Here is a 14,209-nt window from a genome sequence, read left to right on the forward strand (position 1 = left end):
ACGGCGGTGACCTATGAACAACAGGGCCTATGTCGGATCGCGCTTACGTCAGCTTCGCTCCGAACGCGGGCTGTCGCAGGTGGCGTTGGCCCAGACGCTGCGCATCTCCGCGTCGTATCTCAACCAGATCGAACACGACGCCCGCCCGCTCACCGCATCGGTGCTGGCGCGGATCACCGAGGCATTCGGAGTCGACGGCGGGTTCTTCGACTCCCAAGACGACGTGCGACTCGTCGCGGAACTGCGTGAGGCGCTGCTCGACGACGACATCGAGGCCGCCCCGACGACCGCCGACCCCCAGGAGATCGCGGCGATGGTCTCGGCCCACCCCGACATGGCGCAGGCGATGGTGAATCTGCATCGCCGGTATCGGATCGCGATCGATCAGCTCGCCGCGGCGACCGACGAGCGCAGCGACCGCGCCATGCGCGGATCGATCACCGCACCCCACGAAGAGGTGCGCGACTATTTCTACCAGCGCCGCAACTACATTCACGCACTCGATGTCGCGGCAGAAGAGCTCAACGCACGCATGCGGATGCACTCGGGCGACGTCCGACGGGAGATCGCCGACCGGCTCGAACGCGTCCACGGGGTGACGATCGCCCCGCGCGTCGACCTTGGCGACTACCTCCTGCACCGATTCGACCCCGCGACACGACGTCTCGAGGTCTCGGCCGCGCTGTCGGCCGGCCAGCGCGCATTCAAACTCGCCGCAGAACTCGCGCTCGTCGAATTCGACGATCTACTCACCGAATTGGTCGAGGAGGCGAACTTCACCAACGATGAGGCCCAGGCGCTCGCGAAGACCGGACTGGCCAACTACTTCGCGGCCGCAGTCCTGTTGCCCTACACGCAGTTCCACGGCGCGGCAGAGGATTTCCGCTACGACATCGAACGCCTCTCGGCGTTCTACGCGGTCTCCTACGAGACCATCTGCCACCGACTCTCGACGCTGCAGCGCCCGAACCTCCGTGGCGTACCGTGGTCGTTCGTCCGCGTCGACCGTGCGGGAAACATGTCGAAACGCCAGTCCGCCACAGGATTTCACTTCTCGTCGAGCGGCGGCACATGCCCACTGTGGAATGTCTACGAGACGTTCGCCTACCCCGGAAAGATCATCACGCAAATCGCCGAAATGCCCGACGGCCGTGACTATTTCTGGGTCGCCCGCACGGTGGAGAGGCGGGCCGTGCGATACGGCCAGCCGGGCAAGACGTTCGCGCTCGGACTCGGCTGCGAGCTGCGACACGCTGCTCGAGTCATCTACTCGGACGGACTCGAAATCGGCCCTCAGGCGCGAATCACGCCGATTGGTGCGGGATGTCGTGTGTGCGAACGACAACATTGTGCGCAGCGCGCATTCCCACCACTCGGCTCGAGCCTACGTGTCGACTCCCATCGCAGCAGCGTGTCGCCCTACATGTCGCTCTGACACAGTCGACGCAGTCGCTTTGACGCAGTCACACTTTCTCGACAACTCTTCTTGTCGCACAAGCGGACCCCGGTCCGAGGGTTACAGATCCATCACAGGTCATACGTCGTAGCCATTTGTGGATCAATCGATCAGGATGCGCCCTATGGTGGGCGCGGGAGAGGGGAAGCAGCCGTCGGGGGTGCTTCCCCTCTCCCGGTCTGGAGGCACGACGCCATGCGTTCAACACGGCGACATTCACCACGGCGAAACTTTGCTGTCGCCGCCTTCGTGCTGGCGTGTGTTGTCGTCCCGAGTGCACCGGGCATCACTGCCGCGGACCCGCCGAACATGATGGGCATCCCCCAGCAGGTCCCCGATGCCATCGACCACGTGGTACCCGCACCGCCCTTTCCGCATCTGTCGAGAATTCCGTTGCGCGCACAGTCACCCGGATTATCTTGGCGGACACAGGAATTGCGCGAGGCCACGCTCCCTACCCCGACCGGGGATCCCATGTTCGACCGCTGGCCGTCGAACCTCGGTTCCCTTCGCCCCGGCACCGTCATCGCCACGCGCGACGTGACCGCATCGGCCGCGCCGGTGGTCACCGCGCCGATTGCGTCGGCAACGCTCATCAAGTTCCGCAGTACGGACGCAGTCGGCACACCAAGCTTCGGTACCGCGACGCTGATCACCCCTACCGCTTCCGCACCTGTGCGCGGACCCAGGCCGATCCTCGTGAACAACCTTCCCATCGATTCACTCGGGACCGCGTGCAACCCGGGTTACACCCTCGCTCACGGCTTTTCGATCGCAAGTGGCGTGACAGACCTACTGCCTCCGACGACGCAGCTCGCGCTTGCGCACGGGTATGGCGTGCTGATCCCCGACCACCAGGGGCCGCCGGATGGCATACGCAGAGCCCGTCGTCGCGGGTCACGTCGTGCTCGACTCCATCCGCGCAGCGTCGAACCTGGAGCCGAAGATGTTTGGACACAGCGCAATTGCGATGAGCGGATACTCCGGCGGCTCGATCGCCACGGCCGGTGCGGCGAAGCTCCTGGCCGGGTACGCGCCTGAACTCGCCCCGCGCGTCGTCGGGGCAGCACTGGGCGGCGTGCCTGCCGACTTCCGGATGCTCGTCGGCAGTATGAACGCCAACCTCGCGACGGGACTGTTCCATGCCGCGACGTTCGGCATCGCCCGTGAGCGGCCCGAGATCCTCACCATGGCCAACAATCCGGCTCAGTGGATTGCGTCGTCGCCGTTGAAGAACGTGTGCGTGATACCCGAGGCCCTCGCGGGCGCGACATTCATGCCGATGCAGCTCATGGCAAACGTCGGTGATCCGTTCCACTCGCCCGTCGCAGAACACGTCTACCGCGTGACACAGATGTCCGACACCCGATCGGTGGTTCCGCTCTACATCTACAACGGCGCCCAGGAGTGGTGGATACCGGCCGCCGGGGCGCGCAGCCTGTTCGTCGAACAGTGTCGACTCGGCGCGAACGCTCAGTACCGTGAGGTGCTCGGCGAGCACCTGACCGCTGCCGTGATCGGCTTTCCGGACGCGATGAGTTGGCTCGACGCGCGACTACGCGGCTCACCTGCACGCGGCGGCTGCCCACGTCGGTGACTGTTCAAGCGCTGATCGGTTCGGGCAGTGACGTGTTGAGGCGGCGATGGGTTCAGTAGACGAGCACGCGCACGTTCTCGGCGACGCACGCGGGTTTCTCGACGCCGTCGATCTGCACCGTGCTGCGCACCACCATGGTGACCCCGGCGGGGCTGTCGTCGATCGAGACGATCTCGGCGTTGGCCCGGATTCGCGATCCGACCTTGACCGGGCTGGGGAAGCGGACCCTGTTCAGTCCGTAGTTGATCACCAGCTTGGGCCCGTTCACGGTGAAGATGTCGCCCGCCAGCAGTGGGAGCAGCGACAGCGTCAGGTAGCCATGCGCGACCGTCGCACCGAACGGCCCGTCATTCGCGCGCTCGGGGTCGACGTGAATCCACTGGTGATCACCGGTCGCATCGGCAAACGCGTCGATGCGCTCCTGGGTGACCTCCAACCAGTCGCCGTACCCCAGATCCTCGCCGATCGCCGCTGTCAGCTCTGAGATGCTGTTGAACGTCCGTGGTGTGATGTCCGTCATGAATTCCGTAGTCTACCGTTGCGATCATGACGACCAGTGAAGGTGACGTGGCAACCGGTCCGCGTGTTGCGCCCGGAACATTGAGCGACCTCGGACTCATCAACTGGGTGTTCGCGAGGGGCGCGGCACGCGTCATCGGGGTGCGCGACGCTCACGTCTTCTCCACTCTGGGGCGCACGCGCGGGCTCTTCCGCGCATGGCTCTACTACTCGAGCAGGCTGATGCCGTTCGGCTCACTCTCGCGGCGCGAGTCCGAGATGGTGATCATCCGCGTCGCGCACCTGCGCGGCAGCGACTACGAACTCGACCACCATCGCCGCCTCGGCAAACGCGCAGGCATCGACGACGCCGAGCTCGCACGGATCATCGCCGGACCCGACGCCGGCTGGGGTGACCGGGAGAAGTGGATGCTGCAGTCCGTCGACGAATTGATCGCCGACAAGGACATCAGCGAGACCACCTGGACGTCGTTGCGTCGTCATCTCGACGAACGCCGGGCCATCGCCTTCGTCTTGCTCGCGCTGCAGTACGACTCGTTGGCCACCACGCTGCACACCTTGCGGGTTCAGCGCGACGAACGCGTGTGAGGTTCCCACGATGACTTCGCTGGCCCAGCGGGCCATGAACAATCCACTGTTCAGCGAAGTCTATGAACGACTGTGGCGACCGGCGTTCACCCGACTGTTCAGTTTCGGCGGGTCCTCGACCGAGGTCGCCGATCGCGCACTGGTTGCGCATCTGGCTCGACCCGGTGAGCGCAGCATCCTCGACGTCGCGTGCGGCCCGGGCAACTACACGCGGCGGCTGTCAGCGGCGCTCACCGGCGACGGCCGTTGCGTCGGCATCGACTTCTCGCCGACGATGCTGGCCAAGGCCGCGGCCACCAACAGCGACGAACGAGTCGCCTACATTCGCGCCGACGCACATTCGATTCCGTTCGGCGACAACACCTTTGATTCCGTCGTGTGCCTGGCAGCGCTGTATCTGATTCCCGACCCGCTGCCGGTGATCGACGAGCTCGTACGGGTCGCCACACCAGGTGGCGAGGTGGCCGTATTCACTTCGGTCGTCACCAACCTGACCGGACTGCCGGGCGTCCGAACCGTCACCGCGCTCACCGGGTATCGGATCTTCGGCCGCGCCGAGATCGTCGATCGCCTGCGGGCGGCCGGAGCGGTCGACGTCGAGCAGACCATCACCGGGCAGGGGCAGTTCATCCTCGCCCGGCTACCGGCCGACGAAGACCGCCCCTGAATGTGTGTTGAATCGAAGGATGTGTGCGCTGCAGCACCCACATCCTTCGATACGACACATATTTAGACGCCCAGCTTCGCGCGCCGTCGACCTCTGACGCTCAGATCGCCTGCGGCGCGCGGGCTTCGGCAGCGCGCACCAGCGGCGCCACTCCCTCCGCGAACCAGTACGCCTCCTCGATGTGCGGCTGACCGGACAGGATGAAATGGTCGACGCCGAGCGCGCGGTACTGACCGATGAGGTCGGCCACCTCGGCGTGGCTGCCCACAAAAGCGGTGCCGGCACCGGGCCGCACCAGTCCGTAACCCGCCCACAAACCGGGGTATACCTCGAGATTCGCGAGGTCGGCGTTCAACGACAGTTGTCGACGCTGACCCTCCGACTCGGACTGCAGAAGCCGTTCTCGCGCAAGGGCAATCACGTTCGGGTCCATGCGGTCGACCAGCTTGCGGGCTTCCGCCCACGCCTCTTCGCGCGTGTCGCGGGTGATCACATGCGCACGGATGCCGAATGAGAGTGTCCGGCCGTACTTCGCGGCCCGGGCACGCACGTCGTCGATCAGTGCGGCTACCTTGTCCGGCGGTTCCCTCCACGTGAGGTACGTGTCGACGTGTGCGGCAGCAACCTCCCGCGCGGCGTCGCTTGCGCCACCGAAGAACACGGCAGGCGCTGGTTGCGGGGGCCGTGCCACGGTGGCCCCGGTGACGTCCAAATACTCGCCGACGAAGTCGTACGGTGTGCCCGACCACGCCCCGCGCACAATCTGTAGGAACTCCGCGGTACGGGCGTACCGTTCCTCCTTGCTGAGGCGATCACCGAAGCGCTCCTGCTCTTCCCTGTCGCCGCCGGTCACGATGTTCAATGCCAATCGCCCACCGGACAGTTCGGCAAACGTCGCGGCCTGCTGGGCGGCCAACGTCGGCGTGATCAATCCCGGCCGGAACGCGACGAGGAACTTCAGCCGAGTGGTCTCCTGAATGAGCGCCGCGGTGGTCACCCACGCATCCAGACACCAGGTTCCGGTCGGGGTGAGCACCGACTCGAATCCCAACTTCTCGGCGGTCTTGGCGACGAGAGTCAGGTACTCGAGATCGGGGGCACGGTGTGCCGACGCGGTGCCGAGGACACCGGACGACTGCAGCGCACCGAACACCTCTCGACCGTCGCCCGACGTCGGCAGAAACCAGTGGAATGACGCACTCATCGGGCAGGCTCCTCAACAGCTGTCGCATTGGTGTCTCGGCTTCCGACGCCGAGGTGGCCGAGCACTCGTTCACGCAGTTCGACGACGCGCTGATCATCCCGATGGCGGGGACGCTCGACGTCGACCGCGACGTCGTACGCGATGGCGCCGTCCTCGAGGACGAGCACTCGGTCGGCAAGCACCACGGCCTCCTCGACGTCGTGAGTGACGAGCAGCGCGGCGAATCCGTGTGTGCTCCACAGCCTTGTGAGCAGTGTGTGCGCTTCGATCCGGGTGAGCGCATCGAGTGCACCGAATGGTTCGTCGAGCAGTAGTACTTCTGGATTGCGCACCAATGCGCGAGCAAGCGACGCACGCTGGGCTTCTCCACCGGAGAGCGTCAGCGGCCAGGCGTCGACGCGATGCGATAGTCCGACCTCGTCGAGCGCCGTCACCGCCCGCGCTGCGGCATTGCCGCCGGAGAGGTTGAGCGACACGTTCTTTCGGACGCTGCGCCACGGCAGCAGCCTCGGCTCCTGGAATGCCACCGCGCGCGATCCGTCGACCTCGAGTCGGCCACCGTGCTGGTCGTCGAGCCCGGCGATGATCCGCAGCAACGTCGACTTGCCCGAGCCCGACCTGCCGACGAGTGCCACGATCTCGCCGCTGTGCAGTGTCAGATCGATGCCGTGCAGCACCTCGACGTTGCCGAAGGAACGTGTGATCCCCTGTGCACGAACAACTGTCTCGCCGCTCATCGACTCACCCTCCATCGGAGCAGCCATGCCTCGAGGCCGCGGACAATCGAATCACTGAACAGACCCAGCAATGCGTAGATCACCAGTCCGAGGACGATGATGTCGTTGCGGAAGTAGGTGCGCGCATTCATGACCAGGTAGCCGAGCCCGGCGTCGGCGTTGATCTGCTCCGCAACGATCAGCGACAGCCACGCGACACCGAGGGACAGACGAAACCCGGTGAGGGCGCTGGGCGTCGCTCCGGGAAGAATCACGGTGCGTGCCAATCCGATTCGCCCGAGACCCACCGAGCGACCCGCCTCGATCAGTTTCGCATCGACGCCGTGGATACCCGACACCAGATTGAGGTACAGCGGGAACAGTACGCCGAGCGCCACCATGTAGACCTTGGGCTCCTCGCCGATACCGAACCACACGACGAACAACGGGATCAGCCCGAGGAACGGCACAGTGCGGAGCATCTGCAGTGGCGGGTCGATGGCCAGATCCGCGATCCGGAAGAAGCCGACGAGCAGACCGAGCGCGACTGCCAACACCACGCCGAGCGCCAGGCCGATGCCGACACGCTGCAGCGAAACACCCAGCGCCGCTTGCAGTTCGCCTGTGCCCCACAGTTCACGCGCCGCCGCCCACACCTGTGTCGGCGGAGACAGCTTGCTGGCCGGAATGACACCGTTGGTCGATAGCACCTGCCAGGCGATCAGCAGGACGAGCGGTGAGATGAGGCGCAGCCACGGACCGACCGACAGGCGCGTGCGCCGTCGGGTCGACGCGCGACGACTGCCTGCGTCGGCGTCACCCCGGATCGCGGTGGCCGAGCCCGCGACTGCCCCCGTCATCAGTTCGTGCCCGCGAGTGCGCCGTTGAACTGGTTGTCGAAGTAGTCGGCGGCCTTGGGCTTGTTGGGGATCACCTTGGCGTTGGCGAACAGGTCGATGAGATGCTGATGCTTGGCGATCTGCTCATCACCGATCGGGACCAGAGAACCGGACGACGTCGAGAACGTCGCTCGTGCAACGGGTTCGGGGAGCTTGGTGAGTTTGCTGTAGATCGGAATCCACTGGTCCTCATGGGTCACCGACCACTTGTTCGCTCGCGCGAGACGGCCGACGAGATCGCTGATCGCCTTCTGCTTCGCCAAGTCGCCGAGCGACGCCGAGGAGGCGAGGTAGTACGCCTGCTGGGTCACCAAGCCTTCGCCGTCGGAGACGACCTTGGCGCCGTGCTGCGAGATCGCCACTTGCGCAAACGGATTCCAGACCGCCCAGGCGTCGACCTGGCCGTTGGTAAAGGCCGAGAGGCCCTCGGTGGGCGTGAGGTAGGTCTGCTGGATGTCACTGGGCTTGAGGCCCGCCTTGTCGAGGAGCGCGAGCACGAGTCCGTTGGAGCTCGATCCCTTGGTGAAAGCGACCTTCTTGCCTTTGAGGTCGGCGATCGACGTCACCGACGAGCCGCTCGGAGCCAACAGGAAGTCGCCGGGCTTCTCGCGTGACTGGACCGCCACGATCTTCAGGGGCGCACCGCTGGCCTGCGCGAAAACCGGTGGCACATCGCCGGTTCCACCGATGTCGACCTTGCCGGCCGCTGCGGCTTCGAGCAGTGGCGGACCCGACTCGAACGAAGCCCAGTCGATGTCGTAGGGCAGGTCTTTCAGCTCACCGGATGCTTCGAGGAGCGACTGGGTCTGCTTGACCTGATCGCCGACGGTGAGGGTGATGCGTTGCGCCGATGCCGACTGGCCGCCGCTACCCGAATCATCGGACGAGCATGCGCTCACAGACAGCGACAGCGCAGCCACGAGCCCGACGGCCAATGCGCCCCAACGTTTCCTCGACACGGTACTTCCTTTCCAGACCACCCCCGCGGGTGTCGATGTTGGGAAGAATTGTCGGCGCCGACGTGGCGATCACACCAATCGCCGCCACCGCCGCACTCCGCTGGCGAACGTATCGGCCCAGCTCAACTGCGCCGCAAATACTTCCACTCACCGGGACTGAAATGCACGCGTCGATCAGCGCAGCTCGACGCCGATCACAGCTCCCGATAGTCGCGGACCGACATTCGGTGCCCCCGACGCGGCGCCCAGGTGCCGTGGAGTTCGGCCATGCGCACGATTCGATAGCGTTGGCCCGCATAGGGTTCCAGCAGCTCCAGCATCCCGGCGTCGTCGACCTTCTCCCCGATCAGCGTATGGCCGATGAGAGCCGGGATGTGGTAGTCGCCGACCGGGACGACGTCGGTGTCGCCGACGGCTCGCGCTCGGGTTTCCGCGACAGTCCACGGGCCGACTCCGCGGAGCACCTCCAGCTTGTCGTGGTGACGTTCGACGTCCAGTGCCGTCGCACCTCTGATGGTGCGCATCCGCACGGGCTCTGCACCACTGCGATGCCACTCCCACACCGGAATCCGCGCCCAGTCGGCCCGCGGGGGTGGCACGCGCATGTCGCGCGGAACCGGTCCCGGAGCGGGTTCGCCGAACCGCCTGAGTATGTGCCGCCACGCCCGCCACGCCTCGGTCCCGACGACCTTCTGCTCGAGGATCGCCGGCGCTAGCGCCTCCCACACGCGGCCGCTGCTGCCGATACGCAATCCGGTCGACGCCGCGACCAATCGAGCGACGGCAGCGTCTTTCGGCACCAGTGCGGCCGGGTCGTCTGAGGCGCCGAGCATGTCCGGCATCTGCTCGAGTAGCCACGCGGCGCCGGGACCCCAGGCACGCCCGCGGATCGTCGAACCGTCGGTGGCGACGGCCAGCGTGCCCGGTCCGTCCGGAGTGTGTACCGCGCGCCAGATGGAACCGTCGGCTCCGTATCGGAAAGCCGGGTCGCCGCTGCCACGCCGGTGCAGCCCGAGCGTCGCGCGGATGTCGACCGGCTCCAGCGGTGTCCACGAACGTGTGGCCTCACCCCTGCTCATCACCTTCTCCTCGCCTACGCCTCCTCGACTGTAGTCGTCGTGTCCGACATCGCTCGGGTAGCACACTGCTCGCATCGGGGGCGTGCGACCCGATTCGGATGGGACGTAAGCCTCACGATCGACGTCGCTGGCCAGCGCACACTCGGATCATGAGGTACTCGGAACCCATCACAGTCGGCATCGACGGTTCGTCGAACGCATTGGCAGCGGCGCGCTGGGCAGCGCACACAGCATCTATCCATCAGACGACCCTCGACATCGTGTTCGCAGTCGAGGCGGCATCACCCCCACTGATCGAATACGCCGTACCCGAGACATTCTTCGACGCTGCACGTCTGGGCGCCAAGGCCGCGCTCAATGCTGCGACGGAGGTCGCCCTCGAAGAGGACCCCGATCTCGCGCCGCGCACACACATCGTCACCGGTTCGCCGCGTGGCGAGTTGCTCGCGCGCTCGCGGGCGTCGTCGATCATCGCTGTCGGCGCGTCCGGAACCGGCCGTCTCACAGCGGCTTTCATCGGGTCCACCGCATCGGCGCTGACATCGCACTCGGTATGCCCCCTCGCGGTGATCCGCGAGAACAACGACGACGTCGGACCCAACGGTCGGGTCACCGTCGGCGTCGACGGTTCTCCCGAATCACTGGAGGCACTCGATTGGGCAGCGCACGAGGCCACCGATCGAGCTGCTGAACTTGTCGTACTCTCGGCTTGGGACGCAACGGGTTTCGACCACACGCGCCAAGCGTTCACCACAGCGGCACACCAGATCGAGGGCACACTCGCCGTACCTGTCGAAGCGATCAAACGACGCCTACCCCGCTTGCGCGTGACCACGCAGATCGTCGACGACGCTCCGGTTGCCGCACTCACGAAGGCGTCGGCCGACTCGGACGTCGTCGTCGTCGGCAGTCGGGGGCGCGGCGGATTCACCGGGCTTCTACTGGGGTCGACGAGCCAACGGGTTCTGCATTCGGCCCAGTGCCCGCTGATCATCGTGCCGTGATCTCAGTGCCGTGATTCCCCTACTCTGAAGCCTCGTCGCCGAATACACGCGAGCCGGGACCGACATCGTCGTCGGTCCCGGCTCGCGTGTATTCCGTTGTGCTGCAGACTCTTCTACAGGTTGATCATGTGCCCGATCGCGCCATGGCAACACGACGCAACGCGCGGCTCACAGATTGATCATGTGCCCGATCGCGCCGTGGAACGTTTCTTGCATTGCTTCGCTCATGGTCGGGTGGGTGTGGACGTTGCGCGCCAGTTCCTTGGCGGTCAGGTCCCACTTCTGCGCGAGCGTGAGTTCGGGCAGCATCTCGGAGACGTTGTCGCCCACGAGGTGTGCGCCGAGGAGCTCGTCGGTGTCGGCGTTGGTGAGGAGCTTGACGAAGCCTGCGGTCTCGCCCATGCCGCGCGCCTTGCCGTTCGCGCTGAACGGGAACGTGGTGGCCTTGACGTTGAAGCCGGCGTCCTTGGCCTGCTGCTCGGTCAGTCCGAACGAGGCGACCTGCGGCTGGCAGAACGTCGCGCGAGGCATGAACCGGTAGTCGCCGAGTGTCATGGTCTCGGCGCCCGCGATGGTCTCCGCTGCGACGACGCCCTGTGCCTCGGCGACGTGTGCGAGCTGGAGCTTCGCGGTGACGTCGCCGATCGCGTAGATGCCGTCGACGTTGGTGCGCATGAAGTCGTCGATCGCGATGGCGCCGCGTTCGGTGAGCTCGACGCCGGTGTTCTCGAGGCCGAAGCCCTCGACGCGGGGAGCGAAGCCGACCGACATGAGCACGCGGTCGACGGTGACCTCTCCGTCGTTGCCCTTGGCGTCCTTGTAGGTGACGGTGACGTCGTTGCCGTTGTCGGTGACGGTCTGGACTCCGGTGGAGGTGAGGACCTTCACGCCGAGCTTCTTGTACTGCTTGGCGATCTCCTTGGAGACGTCGATGTCTTCATTGGGGAGCACGCGGTCGAGGAACTCGATGATTGTCACGTCGACGCCGTAGTTGGCGAGCACGTAGCCGAACTCCATGCCGATCGCGCCCGCGCCGACGATGACGATCGAACCGGGCAGATCGCGGGTGAGGATCTGGGTCTCGTAGGTGACGACGTTGTCGGAGAGCTCGACGCCCGGCAGGAGCTTGACCACCGAGCCTGTGTCGATGATGACGTTGTCGAAGGTGATCTCGCGGTCGCCGACCTTGATGGTCTTGGCGTCGACAAAGGTGCCGTAGCCCTCGATCTCGGTGATCTTGTTCTTCTTGTTCAGGTAGTGCACGCCCTTGGCGCTCGCGTCGGCGACGCTACGACTGCGGTCGAATGCCGAGCCGTAGTCGAAGGTCACATCCCCGGACATCCCGAACGTCTTCGACTCATGGTTGAAGATGTGGGCGAGTTCGGCGTTGCGCAGCAACGCCTTGGACGGAATACATCCAACGTTCAGACAGACACCGCCCCAATACTTCTCTTCGATGATGGCGGTGTTCATGCCCAACTGGGCGGACCGGATCGCGGCCACGTACCCACCTGGACCTGCTCCCAGGACAACTGTTTCAAAGTGATCAGCCACGACTGTCAGCCTACGACTAGGGCCAGCCTGCGCGCAGAACGTCCCCCGTACTGGTCCGAATCGACCGTTACCGCGAATCGGCCACCGCAACATTCAATCACTGATTGAATCGCTGCATGAGCGTGTCCACATCACCCACCCGCGAGCAATTGCTGCAGACGGCCGAGCGCCTCTTCCTCACCGAGGGCTACGACGCCGTCTCCGTGCGCGCCATCTGCGCGGGCGCGGGAACCAATCCGGCGGCCGTGCACTACCACTTCGGATCGAAGGATCAGCTCGCGACGGCACTGCTCGAGGCGCGCCTCGCACCGCTGTGGGCGGCGGCACTCGGCTCCGTCGATGTCTCACGCGACTCCGTCTCCGAGCTGGTCGACGTCGTGATCACCCCGTTCGTCGAGATACAGCACGACCCCGCCGGACATCTGCATCTGCAACTCCTGGCCCGCTTCGTCCACGCACGTCCCGAGGCTCCCTGGCACGGCGCCTGGTTCGATCTCGACCGGTGGGCCGACATGCTGGTCGCGATGGTCGGCGACCTCGGCCACGACCAGGCTCGACGACGCTGGGCACTCGCCTTCGAGCTGATCCTGTCGCGCTTCTCCGCCGAGCGTCCGCTGTCCGACGACGCCGTGACGTCCCTGACCGAGTTCGTGACAGCCGGACTCGGTCAGCGTGCGGCCGAGCGCGCCAAGGACAACTCGTGAACGGCTCGTCGTCGACCCCCGATCCCTTCGCACCGGCACGGCTGGGGCCGCTGACGCTGCGCAACCGCCTCATCAAATGTGCGACGTTCGAGGGTGCGACGCCCGACGCACTCGTCACCGACGATCTCGTCGAGTTCCACCGCGAGGTGGCGGCGGGCGGAGTCGCCATGAGCACGGTTGCCTACTGCGCGGTCGGCCCCGAGGGGCGGACCGATCGACATCAGACCTGGATGCGTCCCGAGGCGGCGCCGGGGTTGCGCCGGCTCACCGACGCCATCCACGCCGAAGGCGCCCTTGCCGCTGCCCAGCTCGGCCACGCGGGGCCGGTCGCGAACTCGGCGTCGAATCGCGCGAAAGCCCTTGGTCCGTCGCGCATTCCGGCGCCGATGGGGATGTCGGTGACACGAAAGATCTCGGCTGACCGCATCGCGGATCTCCGCACATCGTTTCGGCGGGCGGCGCGCATCGCGGTGGATTCAGGTTTCGACGGACTCGAAATCCATTGTGGCCACAACTATCTCATCAGTTGTTTTCTCTCACCGCTGCTCAACCATCGACGCGACGGATACGGCGGCACACTGGTCAATCGTGCGCGGCTCGCGCGCGAAGTGGTCGAGTCGGTACGCGACGAGGTCGGCGATTCGGCTGCCGTCTGGGTGAAGCTGAACATGTACGACGGCGTCGGCGGTGTCGGGAGGTGGCGCGGATTCGACGTCGACGAGGCGTGCGAGGTCGCGCGACTTCTGGAATCGGACGGCCACCTCGACGCGATCGAGCCGACGGCAGGCAGCTCACTGCTGAACCCGATGTACCTCTTCCACGGCGACGCACCGCGTGAGGCTTTCGCCGACGCCTTCCACGGCGCGATGCGGTGGGGGCTGAAGGCCGCGGGCCCCTTCTTTCTCAAGCACTACGACTATCACCCCGGCTGCCTGATGCCGCTGGCCCGCAGGCTGCGCGAGAGTGTCGACCTGCCGATCATCCTGCTCGGCGGCATCACCGACCGCGCAACGATGGACACGGCGCTGGGTGAGGGTTTCGACTATCTCGCGATGGGCCGCGCACTGCTGCGCGAACCCGACCTACCGCTGCGGATCGCCGCTGAGCCCGCCGTGCGCTCGCTGTGCACGCACTGCAACCTGTGCATGCCGACGATCTACTCGCGCACGAGGTGTCCGCTGCGCGAGTAGGCGCGCCCGCCGCTGGTAATCCCGCCGGTCGAGCGCCCACCGCTGGTCGAGCCCCAACCCGCTGGTCGAGCAC

Annotated in this window: 13 protein-coding genes and 1 pseudogene; 7 read left to right on the forward strand and 7 right to left on the reverse strand. The window is 65.8% G+C overall.

Translation table 11 applies throughout. The features are described from left to right. Positions 1 to 13 precede the first annotated feature (13 nt). Positions 14 to 1,435 carry an acetate metabolism transcriptional regulator RamB gene (gene ramB / locus GOSPT_RS22415; protein ID WP_005209421.1) on the forward strand — a complete coding sequence of 474 codons (1,422 nt, stop codon included), beginning with the start codon at positions 14 to 16 and terminating at the stop codon, positions 1,433 to 1,435. 216 nt (positions 1,436 to 1,651) lie between these two features. Next, positions 1,652 to 3,053, forward strand: a pseudogene (locus GOSPT_RS22420) (lipase family protein). Between the two features lie 52 nt (positions 3,054 to 3,105). Here GOSPT_RS22420 and GOSPT_RS22425 read toward each other — a convergent pair. Continuing rightward, a complete protein-coding gene (locus tag GOSPT_RS22425; protein WP_005209425.1) occupies positions 3,106 to 3,573 on the reverse strand; it encodes a MaoC family dehydratase in 468 nt (155 codons plus the stop codon). Between the two features lie 26 nt (positions 3,574 to 3,599). On the opposite strand from GOSPT_RS22425, the gene GOSPT_RS22430 reads away from it, so the two are divergent. Next, positions 3,600 to 4,160 (forward strand): carboxymuconolactone decarboxylase family protein, encoded by a 561-nt coding sequence (locus GOSPT_RS22430; protein ID WP_039857059.1) that lies wholly within the window; start codon positions 3,600 to 3,602, stop codon positions 4,158 to 4,160. A 10-nt stretch (positions 4,161 to 4,170) separates the two neighbouring features. Next, the gene (locus GOSPT_RS22435; RefSeq protein ID WP_005209428.1) at positions 4,171 to 4,827 is read left to right on the forward strand and encodes a class I SAM-dependent methyltransferase; all 657 of its coding nucleotides are present in this window, start codon (positions 4,171 to 4,173) and stop codon (positions 4,825 to 4,827) included. Positions 4,828 to 4,927: 100 nt separating this feature from the next. Here the strand turns inward: GOSPT_RS22435 and GOSPT_RS22440 are convergent, their stop codons facing one another. The 5 genes from GOSPT_RS22440 to GOSPT_RS22460 form a co-directional block, all read right to left on the reverse strand. Further along, positions 4,928 to 6,031, reverse strand: a complete 1,104-nt coding sequence (locus GOSPT_RS22440; RefSeq protein WP_005209430.1) for an LLM class flavin-dependent oxidoreductase — start codon at positions 6,029 to 6,031, stop codon at positions 4,928 to 4,930. Then, on the reverse strand, positions 6,028 to 6,768 hold the full coding sequence (locus tag GOSPT_RS22445) for an ABC transporter ATP-binding protein (protein WP_005209432.1): 741 nt from the start codon (positions 6,766 to 6,768) through the stop codon (positions 6,028 to 6,030). The genes GOSPT_RS22440 and GOSPT_RS22445 overlap by 4 nt, the downstream gene beginning before the upstream one ends. Continuing rightward, on the reverse strand, positions 6,765 to 7,607 hold the full coding sequence (locus tag GOSPT_RS22450) for an ABC transporter permease (RefSeq protein ID WP_005209434.1): 843 nt from the start codon (positions 7,605 to 7,607) through the stop codon (positions 6,765 to 6,767). The genes GOSPT_RS22445 and GOSPT_RS22450 overlap by 4 nt, the downstream gene beginning before the upstream one ends. After that, complete coding sequence (locus GOSPT_RS22455; protein ID WP_005209436.1) at positions 7,607 to 8,605, reverse strand: ABC transporter substrate-binding protein; 999 nt, start codon at positions 8,603 to 8,605, stop codon at positions 7,607 to 7,609. The genes GOSPT_RS22450 and GOSPT_RS22455 overlap by 1 nt, the downstream gene beginning before the upstream one ends. A gap of 194 nt (positions 8,606 to 8,799) precedes the next feature. Further along, on the reverse strand, positions 8,800 to 9,684 hold the full coding sequence (locus GOSPT_RS22460) for a DNA-3-methyladenine glycosylase family protein (protein ID WP_005209438.1): 885 nt from the start codon (positions 9,682 to 9,684) through the stop codon (positions 8,800 to 8,802). Positions 9,685 to 9,833: 149 nt separating this feature from the next. On the opposite strand from GOSPT_RS22460, the gene GOSPT_RS22465 reads away from it, so the two are divergent. After that, a complete protein-coding gene (locus GOSPT_RS22465) occupies positions 9,834 to 10,688 on the forward strand; it encodes a universal stress protein (RefSeq protein ID WP_005209440.1) in 855 nt (284 codons plus the stop codon). Between the two features lie 168 nt (positions 10,689 to 10,856). Here the strand turns inward: GOSPT_RS22465 and lpdA are convergent, their stop codons facing one another. Next, positions 10,857 to 12,242: a dihydrolipoyl dehydrogenase gene (lpdA, locus tag GOSPT_RS22470; RefSeq protein ID WP_039857062.1), complete on the reverse strand. Its 1,386-nt coding sequence runs from the start codon at positions 12,240 to 12,242 to the stop codon at positions 10,857 to 10,859. 116 nt (positions 12,243 to 12,358) lie between these two features. On the opposite strand from lpdA, the gene GOSPT_RS22475 reads away from it, so the two are divergent. After that, positions 12,359 to 12,946 (forward strand): TetR/AcrR family transcriptional regulator, encoded by a 588-nt coding sequence (locus tag GOSPT_RS22475; protein WP_005209445.1) that lies wholly within the window; start codon positions 12,359 to 12,361, stop codon positions 12,944 to 12,946. Next, entirely contained in the window at positions 12,943 to 14,136 is a 1,194-nt protein-coding gene (locus GOSPT_RS22480) for an oxidoreductase (protein WP_005209447.1), read from the forward strand. The genes GOSPT_RS22475 and GOSPT_RS22480 overlap by 4 nt, the downstream gene beginning before the upstream one ends. The last annotated feature ends 73 nt before the right edge of the window (positions 14,137 to 14,209 follow it).

Source organism: Gordonia sputi NBRC 100414 (genome assembly GCF_000248055.1).
GTDB lineage: Bacteria > Actinomycetota > Actinomycetes > Mycobacteriales > Mycobacteriaceae > Gordonia > Gordonia sputi.

What these genes read in the sequence shown, in the direction of transcription:
- GOSPT_RS22465 (WP_005209440.1), top strand. Translation starts at nt 9,834, where the DNA reads ATGAGGTACTCGGAACCCATCACAGTCGGCATCGACGGTTCGTCGAAC.
- GOSPT_RS22435 (WP_005209428.1), top strand. Translation starts at nt 4,171, where the DNA reads ATGACTTCGCTGGCCCAGCGGGCCATGAACAATCCACTGTTCAGCGAA.
- GOSPT_RS22440 (WP_005209430.1), bottom strand. Translation starts at nt 6,031, where the DNA reads ATGAGTGCGTCATTCCACTGGTTTCTGCCGACGTCGGGCGACGGTCGA.
- ramB (WP_005209421.1), top strand. Translation starts at nt 14, where the DNA reads ATGAACAACAGGGCCTATGTCGGATCGCGCTTACGTCAGCTTCGCTCC.
- GOSPT_RS22430 (WP_039857059.1), top strand. Translation starts at nt 3,600, where the DNA reads ATGACGACCAGTGAAGGTGACGTGGCAACCGGTCCGCGTGTTGCGCCC.
- GOSPT_RS22460 (WP_005209438.1), bottom strand. Translation starts at nt 9,684, where the DNA reads ATGAGCAGGGGTGAGGCCACACGTTCGTGGACACCGCTGGAGCCGGTC.
- GOSPT_RS22450 (WP_005209434.1), bottom strand. Translation starts at nt 7,607, where the DNA reads ATGACGGGGGCAGTCGCGGGCTCGGCCACCGCGATCCGGGGTGACGCC.
- GOSPT_RS22445 (WP_005209432.1), bottom strand. Translation starts at nt 6,768, where the DNA reads ATGAGCGGCGAGACAGTTGTTCGTGCACAGGGGATCACACGTTCCTTC.
- GOSPT_RS22475 (WP_005209445.1), top strand. Translation starts at nt 12,359, where the DNA reads ATGAGCGTGTCCACATCACCCACCCGCGAGCAATTGCTGCAGACGGCC.
- GOSPT_RS22425 (WP_005209425.1), bottom strand. Translation starts at nt 3,573, where the DNA reads ATGACGGACATCACACCACGGACGTTCAACAGCATCTCAGAGCTGACA.